This window comes from Pseudomonas sp. IPO3749 (genome assembly GCF_013386605.1).
GTDB classification, from domain to species: Bacteria; Pseudomonadota; Gammaproteobacteria; order Pseudomonadales; family Pseudomonadaceae; genus Aquipseudomonas; species Aquipseudomonas azotoformans_A.
Genome location: NZ_JACARN010000051.1, coordinates 1 through 23,805, shown reverse-complemented (window position 1 = coordinate 23,805; position 23,805 = coordinate 1). Strand labels below are relative to the sequence as shown.

Below are 23,805 nucleotides of genomic sequence, written 5' to 3'. Positions count from 1 at the left end.
GCCATGATGTGCTGTTGCTCTTTATAACGGGAGCAACATCATGGCCGACCTCTCTTCTGGCACCCCGCCGGCGGCGACCCAAAGTATCCACCGCGAATACCTCGAACGCTCCAGCCCTGCTTGGCTGGTCGACGCTACTTCATCACGTCGTGAGCAGCTCAAAACGACGCCCGCAGAGCCACCGGACTGGTACTTGCGCGCATCGCCTGAACAGCAAAAAACGCTGAATGATAAATACACCACCAGCCTCACCACCCAAACCGCCCTCGACAAGGCGTTCGCCACGCTGCAAGACATCGACACCTTCGCCCAACCCTTGCTGGTCAAGGCGCTGCAGGACAAATTCAAGGTGCAGTTGGATGTAAACAACACCATCCTGCAGTTGCGCACGCGGGTCGAATACCTGCAGCCCCAAGCCACCTACAGCACATTCGAAGTGATGCGCTTGCCGTTGTTGCAGGCGGCGCTGCACAACTTTGAAGCATCGGAATGCGAAGAGGGGGCGTTTGATGCCTCGTCCGGGTTTGTGATCGAGGCAGCCGAGGCGCAGAAATTCGAAGCGGTCAGTACTTCGCTGACCGTTGCGCAATTCACCGGGCTATGTCGCTCGCTGGATATTGGTGCGCAGTATCAACGCTATCTCAACGATTTCATGCGTCCCAAGGACCCCGTAGCCGAGCAGGCCTTGCGGTATAAATTCAGCGCCGCGCGCAAGGCCGACCTGGCGGCAGCGGCAGAGCGCGCGCTGCTGACACAGGACATTGGGCCGGACGACTATCAGATGATCGTCTCGGTGATCAATGGCGAAAATCACCCGTGGATGGGCACGCGGCAGGTGTGGTTCCGTGACGTGCGCCTGATGAAAAAACGCATGACCGGCTGCATTGTCTTCATGATCTGCGAGATCCGCCGCTACACCAATGACCTGATCCTTTACATCCCCCATGACCCGTATCACCCGTTGAAACGCGTCACTTGGGAGCAGATGCAGGCGATCTTCAAGACACGTTTCACCACGCGCGATACCTCAGCCCCCGATGATGGCAGCCCAACGGACTACCAGCGCTTTTTCAGCCAATTCGTCAGGTACGGCGACTTGCCCACGTATTTCGGCGAGCTCACCGACTTTACGCCGGCACCGGGGACCATCACCGGTCTGAAGGTGTACTCGCCGTTCATGACGCATTTCCTCAAGGGCATCGATCCCTTCTCTTTGCTGTTCACAACGGCCGAAGTGCCATCCAATCCGGAGCCCATCAGACGGCTCAAGTCGGACCCGTACCTCAATGTCGGCGCGATCAATCAGAAAGGCACCGTGTGGTGGGATGACAACCTGGACCTGTGGGACTACCTCTTCGCACAGCACCGCGACAAACTGCTGGCCGACGCGCGCAGCCATGCGGTGCCCACCGCCGATGTGGATGCGCGGGTGCGTTCGGAGAAAATCGCCAAGTTACTGGGTATCGGCCTGCTGGCGCTGAACGTGGTGTCGATGTTCGTGCCGGTCCTGGGCGAGGTGATGATGGCGGTGATGGCCGGCCAACTGCTGTACGAAACCCTGGAGGGTTCCATCGAGTGGGCGGAGGGCGACCGCCGCGCCGCCAAGGCGCACCTGTTGGATGTGGCGGAAAACCTGGCACTGATCGCGGTGATGGCCGGTGTCGGCAAAGGTTTTTCCAAGCTGGCGGCGGCCAAGCCTGAGCCGGTGATCGAGGACCTACAGCCCGTTACCCTCGACAATGGTGATGAAAAACTCTGGCGCCCTGACCTGGCCCCCTACAAGGCGCCCATCACCCTGCCCACCGATGCCCGTCCCAATGAGTTGGGCCTGTATACCCACGACGGGCACACCGTATTGCCCCTGGACGGTGATCACTTTCGGCTGCGCCATGACCCGCTGAATGACGAGTACCGGATCCAGCACCCGACGCGCCCGCAAGCCTATGCCCCGCGCCTGGCCCATAACCTGGAAGGTGCCTGGCAGCATGAGGCTGAAAGCCCGTTGACCTGGGATGCATCGACCTTGATCAGTCGCCTGGGGTTGCCGGCCGAAGGCATGAGTACTGCACGTGTGCAAGCGGCGCTGGAGGCCAGTGACGTCGAACTCGATACGTTGCGCGCCGAGGCCCTGGATAACAACCCGATACCCTTGGTGCTCGCCGATACGCTGCAACGTTTCCGCTGTGCGGATGATGTCAGCGCGTTTATCTCGCGGATCAAAGCGGCGGACGCTGGCAGCTACGCCAAGGCCGACGTGGCGCCGCAGATGGATCTGCTGCAACGCCGGGGCATGCTCGGGGATACCCGGTTGCGGGTGCTCGACGCGGATAACCATCTGCTGTGGGAGGACACTGGGCCGTCCTCGATACAGCCTCGCGTGATGGTGTTGAGCGCGCAAGCCATGGGCCGCGGCGAACTGCTGCAGGAGGTGCTGCACACGCTGCAAGGCGTGGATCCGGCGTTGCGCGAGTTCCCGGGGCTGGCGAGCGATCCTTTGTCCGAGCGCGCCAGGCTGTTGCGCCAGGACTTGGGCGAGTATGCCGAGGCTCGCCGGAACACGTTGGTGGAAGAACGCTACCGCAAGCAGGACCTCGGCAACGACCCGGATGTGAATCGGTTGCGGTCGACTTACCCGGACTTGCCCAACGCGATGGCCGAGCAGGTGTTGCGCAACCTCACCGAGGAGCAACGGCAGGCCTTTCGCTTGAGGGCACGTCTACCGGATAACGTCAGGGCGCAAGCCCAATGGCACACCCAGGAAATACGCGTGTCGCGTGCTTATGAAGGTTTGCATGTCGATGCGTTGGCCAACCCGGACAGCCATATCCTGGCGCTGCGTACCCTGGAAACCTTGCCCGGCTGGCGGCGAGGAACCCGCGTCGAGTTACGTGAGTATTCGTCCGCAGGCAAGGTGCAGGATGCCATCGGCTCACCCGATGCCGCGATTCAAAAACACTTGGTGCTCAGAGAAGACGGCCAATTCGAGGGGGCGCCGCCGGGCGATATCTACTCAGCGCTGTGGCAGCAATTGTCCGTCGAAGAGCGTGAAGCCCTGGGGGCCGCAGACGCGGCGCAACTACAGGTGCTGATCCGGCGCTCGCCGCTGCCACGCGGACCCATGCGCACAGTGCTGCTGGAGCACCCGCTGCAAAAGCCTGAATATGATCCTTCGATGCGCTTGCTGGGCGGCGCTTTCAGCATTCGGCAAGTCGTCACCAGGGCCTTTACCACACCCGCAGCACGGACGAAAAAGCTCTTTCCGACGTTCTCCGAGGCCCAGATTGGTGATTTTCTCGCGGCCCAGGGAACCGATGTGACGGGGGCACTCAAGCGCCTGGAAAAAGAATACAAAAAGCTCGAACAGGATTTGGCGGCCTGGGTCAACGAGCAACCCCACTCCACGGCCACCCTTTTTGATCGTCGGGGCGGGGCGCGCAAGGCTTATTCCGATGCCATTGTTGCCTGTTGGCGGCGCCAGACACGCACATTAAACATCGCGCCAGGCACGCGCATGAACCTTCCAGAGCTGACGGCAGACTTCAGCCATGTCGAATCGCTGGAGCTGTTCAATGTCTCCTGGACCACCGGGGCGCAAAACTTCCTCAGTCATTTCAAACAGCTTAAACAGTTGAAAATTCAGAGCGCGGAGTTGACGGAACTGCCCGAAGGGCTGGGTGAAATGGATAACCTGACCCATTTGACGCTCAGCAGTAACCGCATCAGCCTGACCCCGGCCAGTGTCGAGCAACTGGGCAATCTGAGCCGCCTGGAGGAGTTGAACCTGATGGGCAACCCCTTGCAACTGCCGCCGGATTTGAGCCGTATGCCAAGGCTTAAAAATGTCAACTTGAGCTACACCCGCCTTGAACAGTGGCCTACGGGCCTGCTTGAGCAGGAGAACCTGGCAACACTCAACCTCAGCCATAATGCGTTGCGAGGTATCCCCGCCGAGCACCTTCACCCGGCACCTGAGCACTTCGAAAAAATCATCCGGCTCAATCACACGATTGATCTGCGCTCCAACGCCTTCCTCGCGCAAACCTGGTTGGAGTTGGACGGCTATTGGCAACGCGTGTCCCAAAGCCATCCGGGATTTATGCACCTGCGGGACAGTGACACGTTCGCGGTCGAATCCCTCGATACCCAGGATGTTCAAAGCGTATTTCCTCGATACACCCTAGGCCGTGCCAGGGAGTATTGGCTCAGCCTGGGGGACGGTGCGCCGGCCGAAATGAACCGGCTGAAAGTGGAACTGCAACGGCTCAACCAGCAACTCGATGCGTGGGCGTCCACGGGCGGCGGCGGCGGGCGTCAACGCTACGTGCGCATGCGCGATGCGTTGCAGGTTGGTGGGAGCGGGAGTGATCGATTCACGGCCAAAAGTCGGATCCTCGAGTGCTGGCGCAAGCAGGCACCAGAAAGGGAGGCAAGGGACGGCACGCCGATCGGACAGGAACTCGACCTCAGTAATCTGCATTTGCAAAGCCTGCCGGCCCTGGATGCGGATTTCAGCCATGTCGGTTCGCTCGTGCTCAAGAACATGCACCTGAGCGCCTCTCCCGAAGAATTCCTCAGCCGTTTTCGCGGCCTGCGCTGGCTGGACATGTCCCATAACCAGCTGCACGAACTGCCTCCGGCGCTGGGTCAGATGCAGGGTTTGACCCGGCTGTATTTGAATCACAACCAGATCCGCCTGACGGCCGATACCGCGCGTATTGTGTCCGAGCGCACGTCCCTTCGGGCGTTGTCGCTCAACAATAACCCGCTGGGTGTTGACCTGGACTTCAGCCAGATCACGGATATGCGTTCGTTGAACCTGGGCTACACCGGCATCGATCAATGGCCCACTGGGCTGGGTCACCAGTCATTGCTGGATGCCGTCTTGCTGGACAGTAACCAACTGACGAACCTGCCTGACTCCGTTATCCCACCCCCGGAGGCGCCTTTGGAGGGGGCGCTGCCACTGCGTTGCCGGATTTTTCTGGGCAACAACCCATTGACTGAAGCCACGTTGCAACGCATTACGGGCTATCGCACGCGGGTCGCGCAAGCAGGCCTGGGGGGCGATCCGAATGTCGGCATTCTGACGACCGTTTATCGACCTGCTGCCGGGGCAGGCGCGCGCGGCACCACGGGTGCCGATTTCACGCGCTGGAGCCAGGGGTTTTCGACAGAGCAGATAGCCGCCCGGCAGGCGCAGTGGTCGAGCTTGCGCGAGCAGCCCAATGGCGATGGTTTTTTTACCATGCTCAACGATATGCAAGCGCCCGCTGGAGGACATGCCGACCTGCAGCAGCGCGTGTGGAGTGTGCTCGACAGCATCAACGAGCACAGTGTCGAGTCCGAGGCATTGCGCGACGAGATGTTCACCTGGGCCGGGCGCGGGACTTGCTGTGACCGCGCAGCGTTGTCGTTCAGTAACGTCGAAATCATGAGCATGGTCTACCGGGCGAAGGCGTCGGCGACGGACGTTAACCAGGGGCCGGCCCTGTTGAAACTGGCCCGTGGTCTGTTTCGCCTGGATGAGGTGGAAAAGACCGCGTTGCAGGATATTGAGCAGCGTACTGCGCAGATCAACAGCGACACTTCCCTGACCGGATTAGAGAAAAACCAGAAGATCGCACGATTGGAAGAAGTCGAGGTGCGTCTGGCCTACCGTTACAGCCTCAAGGGCGCCGACAAGCTGGATTTACCGGGGCAGCCCGACAAAGTGACCTTCATCGGCATGGGCAAGGTCACCCAGCAACAGCTGGCCGATACCCTTGCGCGCATCCGCAAACTGGACGGCTCGCCCGAGGAGTTTGCAGCCCTGCTGAGCCGAGACTTCTGGAAGGACTTTGTGGTGAGCAAATACCGCCCGCAGTTCGAGGAGTTGAGCGAGCCGTATTATGAGGAACTGGCGAAGTTGACTGAGAGCAACGCGGCGGGTGAGGTGTCCGAGGGCGATTTCCTGACCAAGTCCAATGACCTGAAAACACGCCTGGCGGCTGCGGAGGAAGGGTTGATCGAAAGTCTGAGCCGTACCGAATGGGAGGTGCCCTCCACATCGCCTAAATAGTTAGGTCGGGTCCCCCGTTGGCGGTCATTAGGATGAAAACCTCTCTTAGAAAGGTGCCATCCGATGCCCGCAACCTCCCTCACTTCAACCCTGCCGCCGGCCTTGCCCGGTGAGCAGGGGCAACACTATGCCTTTATCCGCCAGGCCATTCCGGCCTGTCTGGTGCAATCATCGGCCAAGCGGCGCCAGGCGCTCAAACAGGCTGCCCCACATGTGCCTGGCTGGTATGACAAAGCGCCCCAGGCGCACAAGGACCAGCTCAACACACTCCTGCAGGCACGCTGCGAGTCACTCAACCGCCTTGAGAAAACCCTGCAAAAAATCCAGTCGGTGAATGCCTTCGCGCAGCCATTGCTGGAGGCGGCACTCAAGGACAATGGCCACGACCTGGACGTCAACCTCACGTGGCTGCGCCTTTACAGCCCGACAGAGGACGCCTTCGGTGTGCGAACCGGCGGTTTCAAGGTCAGGACCTTTTCGTTGCTGCAAGCGGCCTTGCACAACTTCGAAGCCCAGGAAGCCAAGCCGGGATATTTCAACAGTGCCTCAGGCTTTATTACCGAGCCAGATGCTCGTGGTCACTTCGAGCGTCATGCCACGACGCTTGGTATCGACGCGTTCGTCAAACTGTGCCGCGAGCTGGACCTGGGCGCGAAGTACCAGGCCTATCTCAAGAGCGCTGTGCATCCTGCCGACGTCGTGTCCGAGGGCGTGTTGCGCGAGCAATACATTCGCCATCAACAAGATGCGTTTGCGGCGGCGGCCATGATGGCGCAACTCAAGGGCGATATCACCGAGAGCGATTACGCGTTGTTGCTGCGTGTGCTGGCCGGTGAGCAGAAGATCATGCTCGGCGACAAACAGATCTGGTATCGCACGCCCTGCCTGATGAACCTGCATTTGCAGGGTTGCCTGGTGATTGAGCCCTGCGTCGAGCACCGTTACTCGGATTGGTTCATCGTTTACATTCCAGATGACCCTGAACACCCGATCAAGCGCTATGCCTCGTTCGACGAATTCAGCAGGGCGTTGACCGCGCGTCTGCAGGCCGGACCGCAGCGGGATGCCGAGCGCACCGAGGCGACGCCGATAACCGATTTCCAACAGTTCTTCAGCCAGTTCGTCGCCTACAAGGACCGCCCGTATTATTTCCGCCGGCTGACCGAACTGGTGGTGGATGCCCCGCCCCAGCCTTTCGGCTCGCAGTGGTTACGCTCAGAGTGGGGTCGCTTGGCGACAACGTTGGTGGCACCGGTGTTGTCACCGTTGACGCAGGTGAAGACGGAGCCACAACCCAAGGTTCGCGTCGGCGTTACAGACCCCAACTTTAATATCAATATGGATTCCATCAAGGGGCTGTGGGTGGCGGTTGACCTGTGGCCGCAACGCTTTGAAAGCCTGCGCAAGCGGATGCTCGACAACGCCCGGGCTCAGGCCATCTCGACTGCGGATGCCGATGAGGCTGCCAGCGCCAGGCGTGTGCAGCATTACCTGAATATGGGCCTGTTTGGGGTCAACTTGCTGGCGATGGTCATACCGCCATTGGGAGTGGTGATGTCCGTGGTCATGGCGGGCCAGTTGCTGTACGAAATCCTCGAGGGCGCCATTGAACTCGGCGAGGGCGACCGCGAGGCCGGTTGGGCGCACATTACCGACGTCGTGGAAAACCTGGCCATGCTGGCGGTCGGCGGCGCCGCGTTTCACTTCACGGTGTCGCCGTTTATTGAAGGTCTCAAGGCGGTCAAGCTACCCAGCGGCAAGACACGCCTGTGGAAGCCCGACCTTGCCCCCTACGAATATGCGCGTGCGATTCCGGAGGGCGCGCTTCCCAACGAGCACGGCGTGCACCAGATCAACGGGGCGTCTGTTATCGCACTGGAGGACAAGCGCTTCAAAGTGCGCCATGAGCCCGTACACGACCGCTATGTGATCGAGCATCCTTCACGCGCCGATGCCTATGAGCCGGCGCTTGCACATAACGGCACCGGTGCCTGGTACCACGAGTTGGAGCGCCCGCTGAGTTGGGAGGGCGCGCGACTGATGCGCAGGCTTGGCCCGGTGGTCGACGGTTTCAGTGATGCCGTGCTGGAGCAGATCCGTCACGTCAGCGGTGTCGACGAGGACGTCCTGCGCCGCTTGCACGTAGAGAGCGAGCCCGTACCGGCGGTCCTGCTGGATACGATTCGTCAGTTCCGAGCCTATGACAGCGCATTGCAGGTCGCCCAGGGCATCGGCGCGGGCGTGTTGTCGGACGCTTTGTGCAGTTACGCCGCAACCTTGGCGGTCGAGCTGCCCGGCTGGCCATCGGGCAAGGCGATAGAGGCGTTTGCCGGAACGCAATTGAGCGGAGCGTCGATCAAGTATGGCGATGTGAACGCGGCGCTCGTGGACACGTTGCAGGTCCGCAGGAGCGAACTCATGACCGGAAAACTGCCGGAACGCATCGTCGGTTTTCTGACCGAAGCGCAGATGGACACACTGGTCGGGCGCTATACGTCGCGTGTGACCGCCGCGCGTATCACCGCGCTTCAAAAGAAAATGCAGGACCGTGCGGTGTTGGTCCGAGCACGTTTGATGCGCAGCCTGTACACCGAGCAGCAGCCGATGACAGACGCGGCGGTGACCTTGATACAACGCGATTTCAAACGCCTGCCCACCTTGATGGTACGCGAGATGCTGGCTGAGGCCACGCCCCAGGAGCGGGCTGCGCTGGACCGTACCGGGCGCATTCCGTTGGACCTTGCCCAGCGCGCGCGCGTGCTGCAGCAGGACGTTCGGCTGAGCCTGGCCTACGAAGGCCTGTACCTCGATGCCATGGCTGGGCAGGACACCGAAGCGCTGGTGCTGAACACCTTGCCGGTCTTGCCTGGCTGGGCCGACAACCTGCGCCTGGAGGTGCGTGAAGGCGGCACCGAGGGTGAGTTACGCGCCGACTTCGGGCCTGCGCACGCTGAGAAAAAAATCCTTGTGCGGGTCGACGAGGGCCGTTACCAGGCCTTCGATGACCGTGGCCAGCAGTTGCATGGCATTAATGGTCTCTACGGTGCCTTGCAGCATGCATTGCCGGATGCGCAGCGCAATGCCCTTGGCGTGCCCCATGTCGGGCAGGGTGAACAGTTACGCACGCTGATCCTCGCCAAGGCGTTGCCCCGTGAAGCGCTGCGTGTTGTCTTGGGCATGCAGCCAGAACGCCTGCCGTTTTTTCGCACCCCCTGGCGCGTGTCCCCCCAGCGCCTGGGTTACCCGTTGAGCGGGCGCGGGCAGGGCTCTTGGCAGCGCATGATCGAAGAGCGGGTGCGCACGCTTTACCCGACCATGAACGCGGTGCAGATGCGCGAGTACCTGCACGGTCGCAACCTTGAAGACGACCGCTGGCTCAAGGACCTGGAGAAACAATACAAACAGTTGGAGAGCGTGCTGTCGCGCTGGCTGTTGGACGGCCCCCGCGACCGGGCGACCCTGGCGACCCGCCGGCGCCTGTATGACCGGCTGCGCAATGCCTGGAAAAAAAGCGGCGAGTGGGACCTGGATACCCGTGGCAACTATCGCGGCCAACGCATTCTGCTGGAGGATGAAGCGCTGGGTGCCCAGCTTGCGTCGTTGCCGGAATTACCGGGGGACTTCTCCCATGTCTCCAGTGTGCATATGCCCGGTTGCGGCTTGACCGATCAGGCCATGGGCTTGCTGGCGAAATTCCCTCAGCTGCGGGTGCTCAACCTTGAAAACAACCTGCTTACCCGCTTGCCCGAGGCGTGCGCACGCATGTCGCGCATGGAAGGGCTCGACCTGTCGGACAACCAGATCATGCTCACTGCGCAGACGGTCTTGCATATCCGCAGCATGCATCAACTGGAGTGGCTGGCGCTTCAGGGCAACCCGCTGTCGATGAACATCGACATCGGCCGTATGCCACGCCTGCGTTGGCTGTATTTGTCGGGCTGTGGCTTGCACGCTTGGCCCATGGGTACGTTTGGCGTGCCGCGCCCCCGGCAGTTTCTGTTGGAGCTGACCGGCAATCGCCTCACGGCAATTCCCGTGGTGGCGCCGGGCTCCGAGCGCGCGCGCATCCTCGCCCGCACCGCCGTCACCCGCGACTGGTTGACCCCCCAAGTGCGTGACAGCCTCAACCTCTATCTCGAATCGGTGGGCCTGGACCCGGAGCGACGCCTGCCGCCCAGAGGCACCCAAGACAGCGCGCACTGGATGAGCGGGCTGTCGCAACAGCAATGGCTGGCCAAGCAGGAAACCTGGAATGACCTGGAAGAGGCCATCGGCAGTGAGCCGTTTTTTGACGAGATCCGCAAACTGAGTGAGCGTCTGGAGGACCGTACCGATCAGTACAAGAACGACCTGACCGCCAAGGTCTGGCGCATGCTTGAAGCGATGGCCGCCAATACGGCATTGCGTGAGCGGTTGTTCGAAATGGCGGTGGCGCCCACTACCTGCGTGGATGCCGGCGCGCAATTGTTCAACGCCATGGGGTTTGAAGTATTGCTCAACGAAGCGCGGTTGATCCCCAATCAGGACCTGGTGCAACTGGAACTGCTGGACTTGGCCAAGGGCAAGGCGCGCCTGGATGAGCTGGGCCGCATTGCCCACGCCCGGGTCAGCGAGTTGGTGGCCGAAGGTCGCCGGTTCCCTGAGTACGATGACGAGGGCGGCTTGATTCAGCAGGTCGACGCGGCAGGGCGGCCGCAGAGAAGCATCGACGAAGTTGAAATCCACCTGGCCTATGTCACGCGATTGGCCAACGAGCTGGATCTGCCCTGGCAGACCAGCATGTTCTACAACGAGCCGGATGTGACCCAAGACATGCTCGATGACGCCTCACGTCGCGTAAAGGACCTGGAAACCGGCGACTTGCTGCGCGACGGTATTGTGGAGCAACCCTTCTGGGCCGACTTTGTGCAAGTGACCTACGCCAACGAGTTCGAAGCGGTGAGCGCCAAGAATGAGGCGTTGATCAACCTCTACACCGCCGAACAAACCCTGGCCGATGACGGCACTTTGTCAGCGCAGCAGAAAACCGAGCTGCGCCTGACCATCGACACCTCGGCGCAGGTGCTGGGTAAGTCCCCCGAGCAGGTCAGCCCGGACCGGGAAACACGCGACGAAGAATTCTTCGCCGACATGGTCAGTCTCGGCGAGGAGCACAAAAACGTGCTGCGTACCGTGACTGACCGCCTTATGGGGCGCCCGACTCAGAACAGGAAATAACGCTGGGCCATCGGCAGGACCTCGGCCGGCTCGCACCACAGCAGCACCCCGTCGGCCTTGACCTGATACGTCTGCGGGTCCACTTCGATATCCGGCAGGTAATCGTTGTGGATCAAGTCGGTTTTCTGCACCTCGCGGCAGCCTTTGACCACCGCGATCTGCTTCTTCAAGCCCAAGGCTTCGGGCAAGCCCGCTGCCTGCGCCGCCTGGCTGATAAAGGTCAGGCTGGTGGCGTGCAGCGAGCTGCCGAAGCTGGCGAACATCGGGCGGTAGTGCACCGGCTGCGGCGTGGGGATCGAGGCGTTGGCGTCGCCCATGAGGCTTGAGGCAATCGCGCCGCCCTTGAGGATCAGGGTCGGCTTGATGCCGAAGAACGCCGGGCGCCACAACACCAGGTCGGCCCACTTGCCCACTTCGATGGAGCCGACGATGTGGCTGACGCCGTGGGTGATTGCCGGGTTGATGGTGTACTTGGCGATGTAGCGTTTGGCGCGGAAATTGTCATTGCCGGGGCCGTCACCGGGCAGCGGGCCGCGCTGTTTTTTCATCTTGTCGGCGGTCTGCCAGGTGCGTGTGATCACTTCGCCGACGCGGCCCATGGCCTGGCTGTCGGAGCTGATCATGGAGAACGCGCCGAGGTCGTGCAGGATGTCTTCGGCGGCGATGGTCTCGCGGCGGATGCGGCTTTCGGCGAAGGCCACGTCTTCGGCAATGCTCGGGTCGAGGTGATGGCAGACCATCAGCATGTCGAGGTGTTCGTCGATGGTGTTGCGGGTGAACGGCCGCGTCGGGTTGGTCGAACTCGGCAGCACGTTGGCGAAGCCGCAGGCCTTGATGATGTCTGGCGCGTGGCCGCCACCGGCACCTTCGGTGTGGTAGGTGTGGATGGTGCGGCCCTTGAGGGCGGCGAGGGTGGTTTCGACGAAGCCCGACTCGTTGAGGGTGTCGCTGTGGATTGCCACCTGCACGTCGTATTCGTCGGCCACGCTCAGGCAGTTGTCGATGCTTGCGGGTGTAGTGCCCCAGTCTTCGTGCAGCTTCAAGCCGATGGCGCCGGCTTTGACCTGTTCGATCAACGGCTCCGGCAGGCTGGCGTTGCCCTTGCCGGTGAAACCGATGTTCATCGGGAACGAATCACTGGCCTGGAGCATGCGCGCCAGGTGCCACGGGCCCGAGGTGCAGGTGGTCGCGTTGGTGCCGGTGGCCGGGCCGGTGCCGCCGCCGATCATGGTGGTGACGCCGCTGGTCAGCGCTTCTTCGATCTGCTGCGGGCAGATGAAATGCACGTGGCTGTCGATGCCGCCAGCGGTGAGGATCATGCCTTCGCCGGCGATCACCTCGGTGCTGGCGCCGATGGCCATGGTCACGCCGGGTTGGATGTCCGGGTTGCCGGCCTTGCCGATGGCGTGGATGCGGCCGTTCTTCAGGCCGACGTCGGCCTTGACGATGCCCCAGTGGTCGATGATCAGCGCGTTGGTGATCAACGTGTCGACCACTTCATGGGCGAGCAACTGGCTTTGGCCCTGGCCATCGCGGATCACTTTACCGCCGCCGAATTTGACTTCTTCGCCATAGACGGTGAAGTCCTGTTCGACTTCGACAAACAACTCGGTGTCGGCCAGGCGGACCTTGTCACCGACGGTGGGGCCGTACATGTCGGCGTAGGCTTGTCTGGAAATTTTCATGTGTATGTCCTCAAGTTATTCCAGATTGCCCATGATGCGTGCGGCAAAACCGAACACTCGGCGCCCGCCACTCAAATCCACCAACTCCACCTCCCGACTCTGCCCTGGCTCAAACCGCACCGCCGTCCCCGCCGGAATGTTCAACCGCATGCCGCGACTTGCCGCACGATCAAACGTCAGCGCGTCATTGGTCTCGAAAAAATGGTAGTGCGAACCCACCTGGATCGGCCGGTCGCCGCTGTTGGCCACGCTCAGGCTGATCGTACGGCGGCCGACGTTGAGTTCGATATCGCCAGGCTGGATCTGATATTCACCAGGAATCATGCAGGTTGCCCCAGGGTCTTGAAGTAGATGGCGGTCGGGCTGTAGCGCCCGTCCGGGCTTTGGCAGTAGTCGGGCAGTTCACCGATCTTGGTGTAGCGCAGCGACTGGTAGAAGGCTTCGGCGGGGGAGCCGGCCTCGGTGTCCAGGTACAGCAGGCCGCGCTTGTGCTGGCGCGCGGCGAGTTCCAGGGTGTGCATCAATTGCTGGCCGAGGCCATGGCGGCGCGCGCTGCTGTGCACCAACAGCTTTTGCACCTCGGCGCGGTTGAGGCCGTTGGCTTTCTGGCACAGCGCCAATTGCACGCTGGCAATCACCTGTTCATCACGCACCACCACCCACAGCAACAGGCTGGTGTCTTCGATGCTCGCCTGCACGCTGCTCAGATACTCGCGGGCCTGGGCCTCGTCGAAGTCGGCCATGAAACCAACAGAGGCGCCTTGCTTGACCGCGTCCAGCAACAGCTCGATCAAGCCCAGGCGATAGTGGGCAAAACTTTCCGCATTGACTCGACGCAGTTGCGCGGCGTTCATCGACGTCACTCCTTGGGCGGTTCGGCGCCCGGGTTCAAGGCCAGTTGCATGAAGGTCAGGTCCAGCCAGCGGCCGAACTTGATGCCCACTTGGGGCATCTGCCCGGTGGTAACGAAGCCCTGGCGCTCATGCAGACGGATCGAAGCCTGGTTGCCGCTTTCGATGGCGGCGACCATCACGTGTTTGCCGCACGCGCGTGCACGCTCGATCAGCGCCGCCATCAGCAACGGACCGAGGCCCTTGCCGCGTTGGTCGCTGCGCACATACACCGAATGCTCGACGCTGTAGCGGAAACCTTCGAACGGCCGCCAGTCACCGAAAGAGGCATAACCGGTGACTTCAGCGTTTTCCACCGAGACCAGGATCGGGTAACCCTGGGCATGCCGTGCACTGAACCAGGCCTGGCGGTTGCCAAGGTCCACTGGCTGTTCGTTCCAGATCGCCGTGGTGTTGAGGACCGCGTCGTTGTAGATATCGCGGATCGCCGGCAGATCATTTTGGGTTGCGTCACGAATCATCATCAGGCCTCACGCAATCGGCTGGTGCACGGTGACCAGCTTGGTGCCGTCGGGGAAAGTGGCTTCCACCTGGATATCCGGGATCATTTCCGGGATGCCTTCCATCACTTGTTCGCGGCTGAGCAGGGTGGTGCCAAAGTGCATCAGGTCAGCCACGGTGCGGCCATCGCGGGCGCCTTCCATCAGGGCGGCGGAGATGTAGGCGATGGTTTCCGGGTAGTTGAGCTTCACGCCGCGCGCGAGACGGCGCTCGGCCACCAAGCCTGCGGTGAAGATCAGCAGTTTGTCTTTTTCCCGTGGGGTCAGGTCCATGGTTCAGGTACTCCAGATTCGGGGGGGGACGGCTTCACGGCCCAGCACGGCGGGGCGTAACAGGCGCCATAAATCGATCAGCCAGGCGCGGGCATGCAGCGCTTCGCTGGCCAGGCAGCGGGCGACCAGCAGGCCCGGCAATTGGGTCAGGTCACCGCGCACTGCGTGGGGCAGGGCGCGGCAGGTGTCGAGTAATTCAGGGTCGATATCGGCCGTCAGCAGCAACGTGGCAAACACGGGTTGCCCGTCCAGCCCGATGGGCGAATCGAGCAAACCGTCGGCGCCGACAATGCGCTGGCGTTCATGCCAGAGCAACTGACCGTCGCGGCGGATATCGAGGTGTGATTGAAAGTGGCCAAGCTCAAAACGCTCGCCGCTGGCCGGGCGGCCGAGGGCGACCACATCCCAGTAGAACAAGCGCGCATCGCCTTGCAGTTCGATGCGCGTGGTGAGTTCGGCCTGGGCGGCGCTGAACACGATGGTTTCCTGGGGCAGCCATTCCAGCGTAGCGCCGGCTTCCACGGTGAGGTCCAACTGCTGGAACGCAGGGCCCTTGGCGCGATACCATTTGGCTGCGCCAGGGCTGGTCAACTGGGCCCAGGCGCCTGCACCGACATGGGCGCTGATGTCCAGGCGATCACCACCGGCAATGCCACCGGGCGGGTGCACGATGATGTGCTGGCACACCTCGGGGCCTTCGGCGTACAGGTGTTTTTGCACGCGCAACGGGCCGAGGTGGCGGCGCATCACCGGCCGCGTGGTGTCGCCGAAACGCGCGTAGCCGAGTTCCAGCTCGGCGTGCCAGCTGGGGGTGAACAGGGCAGGAGTAACGGGCAGGTTCATGGCAAAGAGCTTATCGTTAGGAGGCTACAGATTAGATGGTTACCAGGCCGCGCACACCCTCACTTTCCATATTTTCACCTCGGCCCTGCTGCACGATTTCACCACGGGACATCACCAGGTATTGGTCGGCCAACTCGGCGGCAAAGTCGTAGAACTGCTCCACCAGCAGGATCGCCATATCGCCGCGCTCCGCCAGTTTTTTGATCACCGCGCCGATCTCCTTGATCACCGAGGGTTGAATGCCTTCGGTGGGTTCGTCGAGGATCAGCAAGCGCGGGCGGCTGGCCAACGCGCGGCCGATGGCGAGCTGTTGCTGCTGGCCGCCGGACAAATCGCCGCCACGCCGATGTTTCATCTGCAGCAACACGGGGAACAGTTCGTAGATGAATGCCGGGACTTCCTTGGCCTCCGAACCGGGGAAGCGCGAGAGCCCCATCAAGAGGTTTTCTTCCACCGTCAGCCGCCCGAAAATTTCTCGGCCCTGTGGCACGTAGGCGATACCCGCGTGCACGCGTTGGTGCGGCTTGAACCCGGTGATGGCGCGGCCTTCCCAATTCACCGCGCCTTCTTTGGTCGGCAGCAAGCCCATCAGGCACTTGAGCAGGGTGGTCTTGCCCACGCCGTTACGGCCGAGCAGGCAGGTCACTTCGCCGATCTTCACGTCAAACGACAGTCCGCGCAGGATGTGGCTACCGCCGTAGTACTGGTGCAACTTGTCGATTTGCAGCATTCTCAAAACCTCCTGAAATCGGGCAGGTGCCTGGCTTTTGTGGTGAGCAGGCTTGCCCTGCGCGGGGCAAGCCCGCTCACCACAAAAGCCAGTGTCCGCATAAAGCGCTTTAGCGGCCCAGGTACACTTCGATCACGCGCTCGTTTTCCTGCACCTGTTCCAGCGACCCTTCGGCCAGCACACTGCCTTGGTGCAATACGGTGACGTGGTCGGCAATCGAACCGACAAAGCCCATGTCGTGTTCCACCACCATCAACGAGTGCTTGCCCGCCAGGCGCTTGAACAGTTCGGCGGTGAATTCGGTTTCGGCATCGGTCATGCCCGCCACCGGTTCATCCAGCAGCAACAGTTGCGGGTCCTGCATCAGCAACATGCCGATTTCCAGGAATTGCTTCTGGCCGTGGGACAGTAACCCCGCCTGGCGCTGGGCCGAAGCGGTCAGGCGGATGGTGTCGAGCACTTCATCGATACGGTCTTTCTGCTCGCCACTCAAGCGTGCGCGCAGGCTGGCCCACACGGATTTGTCGGTCTTCTGCGCCAGTTCGAGGTTTTCGAACACGCTGAGGGCCTCGAACACCGTGGGCTTCTGGAACTTGCGGCCGATACCGGCCTGGGCGATCTGCACTTCACTCATGCTGGTGAGGTCGAGGTTTTCGCCAAACCAGGCGGTGCCGTGGCTGGGCCGGGTCTTGCCGGTGATCACGTCCATCAGCGTGGTCTTGCCCGCGCCATTGGGGCCGATGATGCAGCGCAGCTCGCCGACGCCGATGTACAGGTTCAAGGTGTTGAGCGCCTTGAAACCATCAAAGCTGACGCTGATGTCTTCCAGGCTCAGGATGGTGCCGTGGCGGGTGTTGAGACCCTTGCCGGCCGCCTGGCCAATACCGATGGCATCGCGGCCGGCGCCTGCATCGAAAATAGGTTCAAGCATGACGTTCCTCATTTCTTCAGCAGGCCGATAACGCCCTTGGGCAGGTACAGGGTGACGATGATGAACAGCGCCCCGAGGAAGAACAGCCAGTATTCCGGGAACGCCACGGTGAACCAGCTCTTCATGCCATTGACCACGCCAGCGCCCAGCAGCGGGCCGATCAGCGTGCCGCGCCCGCCCAGAGCGACCCATACGGCAGCTTCGATGGAGTTGGTCGGTGACATTTCGCTGGGGTTGATGATGCCCACCTGCGGCACATACAACGCTCCTGCCAACCCGCACAGCACTGCGCTCAGTACCCACACGAACAGTTTGAAACCGCGCGGATCGTAGCCGCAGAACATCAGGCGGTTCTCGGCGTCACGCAGTGCGGTCAGCACCCGGCCGAACTTGCTCTTTGCCAAGCGCCAGCCGATAAACAAGCTGACCACCAGCAACAGCACCGTCGCTACAAAAAGCACCGCCCGCGTGCCCGGTTCGGTAATGCCGAAACCGAGGATGCTACGGAAATTAGTGAAGCCGTTATTGCCGCCAAAGCCGGTCTCGTTCCTGAAGAACAACAGCATCCCGGCGAAGGTCAGGGCCTGGGTCATGATCGAGAAATACACGCCCTTGATCCGCGAGCGGAAGGCAAAAAAACCGAACACCAGCGCCAGCAAACCCGGCGCCAGCACCACCAGGCACATGGCCCAGAGGAAGTGCTCGGTGCCGACCCAGTACCACGGCAATTCGGTCCACGACAAAAAGGTCATGAACGCCGGCAGCTCATCGCCGGACGCCTGGCGCATCAGGTACATGCCCATCGCATACCCACCGAGGGCGAAGAACAAGCCGTGGCCGAGGGACAACATCCCCGCATAGCCCCAGACCAAATCCAGGGCGAGGGCGACGATGGCGTAGCAGAGGATCTTGCCCACCAGCGTCAGGGTGTAGGCCGAGATATGAAAGACGTTGTCGGCTGGCAGCAGCGACAGCAACGGCAGCGCCAGCAGCAGGATCAGGATCACCGCACCCACGGCAATCGTCACCTTGGGCCCGACTTTCTGCGTGGCGGTAAGCATCAATGGCTGGTTCATCAGTCGATCACCCGTCCTTTCAGTGCGAAGAGTCCTTGCGGGCGTTTCTGGATAAACAGAATGATCAGCGCGAGGATCAGGATCTTGCCGAGCACGGCGCCGATCTGGGGTTCGAGGATCTTGTTGGCGATGCCCAGCCCGAAGGCGGCCATGACGCTACCGGCCAACTGGCCAACACCGCCAAGGACCACCACCAGGAAGGAATCGATGATGTAGCTCTGGCCCAGGTCCGGGCCGACGTTGCCGATCTGGCTCAGCGCCACGCCACCCAGGCCTGCGATGCCTGAACCCAGGCCAAACGCGAGCATGTCCACCCGCCCGGTGGGCACGCCGCAGCAGGCTGCCATGTTGCGGTTCTGGGTCACGGCGCGCACGTTGAGGCCCAGGCGCGTCTTGTTCAGCAGCAGCCAGGTCAGCACCACCACACACAGCGCGAAGCCGATGATGACGATGCGGTTGTACGGCAGCACCAGGTTGGGCAGCACTTGAATGCCGCCGGACAGCCACGCGGGGTTGGACACTTCGACGTTTTGCGCACCAAACACCAGGCGCACCAGTTGGATCAACATCAGGCTGATGCCCCAAGTGGCGAGCAGGGTTTCCAGTGGCCGGCCATACAGGTGACGAATCACCGTGCGCTCCAGCGCCATACCGATGGCGGCGGTGACAAAAAACGCCACCGGCAGCGCGATCAGCGGGTAGAACTCGATGGCTTGCGGCACATAACGCTGCATCAGCATTTGCACCACATAGGTGGAGTAGGCGCCGAGCATCAGCATTTCGCCGTGGGCCATGTTGATCACGCCGAGCAGGCCGAAGGTGATCGCCAAACCGAGGGCTGCGAGCAGCAGGATCGAACCCAGGGACATGCCGCTGAAGGCCTGGCCGAGGATCTCACCGAACATCAGTTTGCGCTTGACCTGGGCCAGGCTGGTTTCGGCGGCGGTGTGCACGGTGGCATCGGTTTCTACGCCGGGGGCGAGCAAGGCTTCCAGGCGTGTGCGCGCCAGCGGGTCGCCGGTGTTGCCGAGCAAACGCACGGCGGCGAGGCGCACGACCGGGTCAGGGTCGACCAGTTGCAGGTTGGCCAGGGCCAGGCTGAGGGCGGTATGCACGTCCTCGTTGGTCTCGCTGGCGACTTGCTGATCAAGGAATTTTAGCTGCGCGGGTTGCGCGCTTTTTTGCAGGGTTTGTGCGGCTGCGAGGCGCACCTTGGGGTCGGCGGCGAGCAGTTGCTGGCTGGCTTGGACGTTGTCGATCAGCCCGCGCAGCCGATTGTTCAGGCGCACGGTCTTGGTTTCACCGTTGAGCGTGAGTTGGCCTTGTTGCAGGGCATCCACCAGCTCGATGCGTGCCGGGTCGGGCTGGGCGGCCCAGTCCTGGAGGAGCTTGGCTTGTTGGGCCGGGTTGGCGGCCAGGAAGTCTTCGGCGTCGCTGGCGTGTGCGGCGAAAGGCAGCAACAGCAGGGCGGCGAGGATGAAGCGGTAAAAGGCAGTAGGCATACAAGTGTCCTGATCGTGCGCGGACAGTGTGGGAGCGGGCTTGCTCGCGAATGCGGTGTGTCAGTCAATGCATCTGTCACTGATCCACCGCATTCGCGAGCAAGCCCGCTCCCACATTTTTTAGACCGAGTCGGGCTTAGTTACTTTTCACGGCGTAATCCGGCTTCTTGTCATTGCCCGGAATGTACGGGCTCCACGGCTGGGCGCGGATCGGCTCCTGGGTCTGCCATACCACCGAGAACTGCCCATCCGCCTGGATCTCGCCGATCATCACCGGCTTGTGCAGGTGGTGGTTGGTCTTGTCCATGGTCAGGGTGAAGCCCGACGGCGCGGCAAACGTCTGCCCGCCCAACGCTTCACGCACTTTGTCGACGTCGGTGGATTTGGCTTTCTCCGCCGCCTGTGCCCACATATGGATGCCCACGTAGGTGGCTTCCATCGGGTCGTTGGTCACGGCTTTGTCGGCGCCCGGCAGGTTGTGTTTCTTGGCGTAGGCTTTCCAGTCGGCGACGAATTTCTTGTTCACTGGGTTCTCTACGGACTGGAAGTAGTTCCAGGCGGCGAGGTTGCCCACCAGCGGCTTGGTGTCGATGCCGCGCAGTTCTTCTTCACCCACGGAGAACGCCACCACCGGTACGTCGGTGGCTTTCAGGCCCTGGTTGGCCAGTTCCTTGTAGAACGGCACGTTGGAGTCGCCGTTCACGGTGGAGATCACCGCCGTCTTGCCACCGGCGGAGAATTTCTTGATGTTGGCCACGATGGTCTGGTAATCGGCATGGCCGAACGGGGTGTAGACCTCTTCGATATCTTTATCCGCGACGCCTTTGGAATGCAGGAACGAGCGCAGGATCTTGTTGGTGGTGCGCGGGTACACGTAGTCGGTGCCCAACAGGAAGAAGCGCTTGGCCGCGCCGCCTTCTTCGCTCATCAGGTATTCCACGGCGGGGATGGCTTGCTGGTTCGGCGCCGCGCCGGTGTAGAACACGTTCGGCGACATCTCTTCGCCTTCGTATTGCACCGGGTAGAACAGCAGGCCGTTGAGTTCTTCAAACACCGGCAACACCGATTTGCGCGACACCGAGGTCCAGCAGCCGAACACTACGGCGACCTTGTCCTGGGTCAGCAACTGGCGGCCCTTTTCGGCGAACAGCGGCCAGTTCGACGCCGGGTCCACGACCACTGGTTCGAGCATCTTGCCGTTCACCCCGCCCTTGGCGTTGATCTCGTCGATGGTCATCAGCGCCATGTCTTTAAGCGAGGTTTCGGAGATGGCCATGGTGCCGGACAGCGAGTGCAGGATGCCGACCTTGATGGTCTCGGCGGCCTGGATCGTCCAGGTCATGCCCATGGCGGCAATGGATGCCGAGAGAGTGAAAGCCTTGATCAAGCTGCGACGCTTCATGGTGCAATCTCCGTGACCGATTTTTTTTGGATGGCTGATAACGAGGAGATAGCAAGGGCTGTGCCGAAGTCGTCAAAGCCTGGCAGGCAAGGGGCGCAGAAGGGCGGCGAGGGGCATGGCGCGCACCATTGTGGCGCTTGTTGGGCGTGCGCGTGCACACCGATGTGCCGTTGTGGTGCCTGCTCAATATTATGTAGCGCACGTTCGGGCAGCGGCCGGCCGAGGATGGTGGGACCTTTACCACTGTCCTGAATGGAGCACATGATGAATGAGGATGACCAGTACCCATCCGACCCACCCGCGCTTGCGCTGGAAGCAAAGCTGGCCCTCGAAGGGCCTTTCGTCAGCGCCGATGACGCCGCGTTCTGGGCGCACCAGCGCATCGACAAGCACGATGCTGAATACGGCGGCGCGATCCTGCGCAAAGCTGGGCGCTTTTATGCTTCGACGCCTCTGCGCGGCGGCGCGCATGAGTTCACCCCGTCTGACGTGATTGCCTTGGACGATGAGGGCAAGATGCTGCTGCCGTCCGGCTATGCCCCCTACGCGTTTTATCACTCACATCCTGACAGCAACGAGAAGTTTAAAAACATCGCGCTGACGGAGGCGCAACGCAGCGTTCTCAGAGGTTTTTTTTCTTACCACGACGCGCGATTCATCATCGATTTAGGCACAGTCGTGCCTGCCCACTATTTGTCTGGGCCTGATGGCGGGCTGCTCAAATATGTGACCAGCGATTCGCCCAAGGAGCGTGAGCTTCGCAAGCGTATAACGTTGGATAACTATAAGACGCTGAACGCCTTGGACGATTTCATTCCGCTGCTGGCCGACGCGGGTGAATTGACGGTCGTCGTGGCCACCAGTGCCTGGGGCGGTGAACGCGGGCGCGTTACCGGAAGCTGGAAACTGGGCACCCCGTTGAGCAGTGTGGGGATGCAGCCACTGTTTTCGAAAATCGTGCCCACCCCAGGGCTGGGCAATTTTTTGCCAGAAGGTCCGGAGCCGGTGTTTGGCTACCAGCTCAAGGCCCTCGGCAAAGATGAATACATCGTGCCCACCCAGGCCTGGGAGCGCAGCGAGTTGACTGCCCCGTCGCACCTGTTCCCGACGCGCGCGGATGGCGGTGTGAGGCTACCGTCCGGTTTCCGTATCAGTGCCGTCTACTGTCGGCTGGGCACCGCCGGGACGTGGCTGCGTCCGTCATTCTTCACCCCGACACTGTTGGCCGCCGTGGACGGGCAAGTGAGGGCGGCCCCCACGCTGTACAGCCGCGAACCAAAAATGCGCCTGGTCCTGCGTGGTTGGGACGGTCGGCTCTGGGCCTACCAGTATTCCGGCACGGACGCAGAAGCTCGCTACCTCGGCGTTGATGGCGTGGCTATCGAAAATCAATTGAGGGCGCAGACCCTGCCCTTGGTGACGTTTGCCCAGAGCATGCTGGGGATTGGCGAGATCGTGACGTTTCAGCAGCCGACCGACCCGCCGTCGCAAGGCGTGCTGGCCCAGGCCTCCTTTGAGCAACTGCAAAAAACCATGAGCCCGGCCTTTATCACGGCCGACGATGCTGCGCGTTACCTGCATGAGCGCCCGCATGCGCGGGAAACGCTGCAGCTCGGCTACGTTCTGCAGCGTGACGATGACCTCTTCGTGTCGACGGCCGCCATCGGCGAGTCCGCGCTCAGCCGCCAATTGGGTCTCACCTTTGACGGCAAGATTGTCACCGAGCTGTTCATGCCCACCGGGTATCGTTATGCCGGGCTTGTGGTGCTGATGCCGAATATCCTCGAGACCGCCAAACAGGGCTTGCGGGCCCGGACGGACGAAGAGGTGCAACAGGGTAAAAAACTGTCGCTGGAGGATGAGGCCAAGCTTTACTTGAGCGCGCCCAACTATGAATTCACCGCCAACTTCATGGCCGCTGACGTTAAAATTCCCGCCCTGTATTGCTCCAGCCCGTTTGAATCGCTGGTCAAATACGTGCGCAGCAACACGCAACTGGAGCGCGATTTCAGCGGGTTCCTGATAGAGGCCCTGCGTACCGAAAGCTTCAAGCCGCAGCTGGATGGCTTTGACGGCAGCGCTGTTGAAATGGTCCGCAAAATGGTCCGCCTGGGCGAGTTTCATGTGCTGCAAACCAGCCCCGCCTGGGGGGGGGCGCTGGGTAAGATCCCGAGCATGTGGGCCGCCTACCGCTCGTTTACCTCCGCAGCGCCGGTTCCGCCGGCCTACAGCTGGGTATTCGAGCATGCCGATACGGCCGCCACCTATGGTCAAGACCAGCAAGCGGCGAGCGGGGGGGAATTGTCGTTCATCCTCAAGTCACTCAAGGCTGACGCCTACGTGGTAACCCGCCCCGTGGCCCCGCGCCCTGGCCTGCCGACGGGTTACGTGCCCTTCGGCGTCTGCCATGCGCCTCGCCCGCCGCTGGGCTTGAAGATCGAGCAACACTGGTTGTACGAAAGCTTTATTTCGACGGGAGAGTTGGCGGCGGCCATTGCCGAATCGCGTCAGCCGACTCACCCGCTGCGCGTGCTTTACTTGAGTACCCGCGACGGCGCGCGGCTCAAGTACACCTTTTCCGGCAGCACGTTGGAGAGCCAGCTCTATGGCGTTACCCCGACGGGTATCGTCACCGACAACGGCCACCTGGCCGCGCTGATCGCCAAGCACTCGACGC

At 61.7% G+C, this 23,805-nt stretch carries 14 protein-coding genes; 3 read left to right on the top strand and 11 right to left on the bottom strand.

Features of this window, described 5'->3' with window-relative positions; all coding sequences use genetic code 11:
• The first annotated feature begins 40 nt into the window (after positions 1-40).
• Both HX812_RS20385 and HX812_RS20380 read left to right on the top strand, forming a co-directional pair.
• Entirely contained in the window at positions 41-6,058 is a 6,018-nt protein-coding gene (locus HX812_RS20385) for an NEL-type E3 ubiquitin ligase domain-containing protein (RefSeq protein ID WP_038851210.1), read from the top strand.
• 63 nt (positions 6,059-6,121) lie between these two features.
• Complete coding sequence (locus tag HX812_RS20380) at positions 6,122-11,275, top strand: dermonecrotic toxin domain-containing protein (RefSeq protein WP_038851209.1); 5,154 nt, start codon at positions 6,122-6,124, stop codon at positions 11,273-11,275.
• Here HX812_RS20380 and ureC read toward each other — a convergent pair.
• From ureC to urtA, 11 genes are all read right to left on the bottom strand, one after another.
• A complete protein-coding gene (gene ureC, locus HX812_RS20375; protein ID WP_038851207.1) occupies positions 11,260-12,960 on the bottom strand; it encodes an urease subunit alpha in 1,701 nt (566 codons plus the stop codon). The genes HX812_RS20380 and ureC overlap by 16 nt on opposite strands.
• 15 nt (positions 12,961-12,975) lie before the next feature.
• Positions 12,976-13,284, bottom strand: a complete 309-nt coding sequence (locus HX812_RS20370; RefSeq protein WP_038851206.1) for an urease subunit beta — start codon at positions 13,282-13,284, stop codon at positions 12,976-12,978.
• A complete protein-coding gene (locus HX812_RS20365) occupies positions 13,281-13,814 on the bottom strand; it encodes a GNAT family N-acetyltransferase (RefSeq protein WP_038851205.1) in 534 nt (177 codons plus the stop codon). The genes HX812_RS20370 and HX812_RS20365 overlap by 4 nt, the downstream gene beginning before the upstream one ends.
• A 5-nt stretch (positions 13,815-13,819) precedes the next feature.
• Positions 13,820-14,332 (bottom strand): GNAT family N-acetyltransferase, encoded by a 513-nt coding sequence (locus tag HX812_RS20360; RefSeq protein ID WP_038851254.1) that lies wholly within the window; start codon positions 14,330-14,332, stop codon positions 13,820-13,822.
• A 9-nt stretch (positions 14,333-14,341) separates the two neighbouring features.
• On the bottom strand, positions 14,342-14,644 hold the full coding sequence (locus HX812_RS20355; RefSeq protein ID WP_010213535.1) for an urease subunit gamma: 303 nt from the start codon (positions 14,642-14,644) through the stop codon (positions 14,342-14,344).
• Positions 14,645-14,647: 3 nt separating this feature from the next.
• Positions 14,648-15,487: an urease accessory protein UreD gene (locus HX812_RS20350; protein WP_033897372.1), complete on the bottom strand. Its 840-nt coding sequence runs from the start codon at positions 15,485-15,487 to the stop codon at positions 14,648-14,650.
• 31 nt (positions 15,488-15,518) lie between these two features.
• Complete coding sequence (gene urtE, locus HX812_RS20345) at positions 15,519-16,217, bottom strand: urea ABC transporter ATP-binding subunit UrtE (RefSeq protein ID WP_038851203.1); 699 nt, start codon at positions 16,215-16,217, stop codon at positions 15,519-15,521.
• 109 nt (positions 16,218-16,326) lie between these two features.
• Complete coding sequence (gene urtD / locus HX812_RS20340; RefSeq protein WP_161630258.1) at positions 16,327-17,160, bottom strand: urea ABC transporter ATP-binding protein UrtD; 834 nt, start codon at positions 17,158-17,160, stop codon at positions 16,327-16,329.
• On the bottom strand, positions 17,157-18,224 hold the full coding sequence (gene urtC / locus HX812_RS20335; RefSeq protein ID WP_038851200.1) for an urea ABC transporter permease subunit UrtC: 1,068 nt from the start codon (positions 18,222-18,224) through the stop codon (positions 17,157-17,159). Before urtC ends, urtD begins: the two co-directional genes overlap by 4 nt.
• Positions 18,224-19,726 (bottom strand): urea ABC transporter permease subunit UrtB, encoded by a 1,503-nt coding sequence (gene urtB / locus HX812_RS20330; RefSeq protein ID WP_038851198.1) that lies wholly within the window; start codon positions 19,724-19,726, stop codon positions 18,224-18,226. Before urtB ends, urtC begins: the two co-directional genes overlap by 1 nt.
• 136 nt (positions 19,727-19,862) lie before the next feature.
• Complete coding sequence (urtA, locus tag HX812_RS20325; RefSeq protein ID WP_038842928.1) at positions 19,863-21,128, bottom strand: urea ABC transporter substrate-binding protein; 1,266 nt, start codon at positions 21,126-21,128, stop codon at positions 19,863-19,865.
• Positions 21,129-21,392: 264 nt separating this feature from the next.
• Between urtA and HX812_RS20320 the strand changes: the two genes are divergently transcribed.
• Positions 21,393-23,805: DUF4329 domain-containing protein (locus tag HX812_RS20320; RefSeq protein ID WP_178949123.1), on the top strand; the 2,413-nt coding region annotated here is incomplete at its 3' end.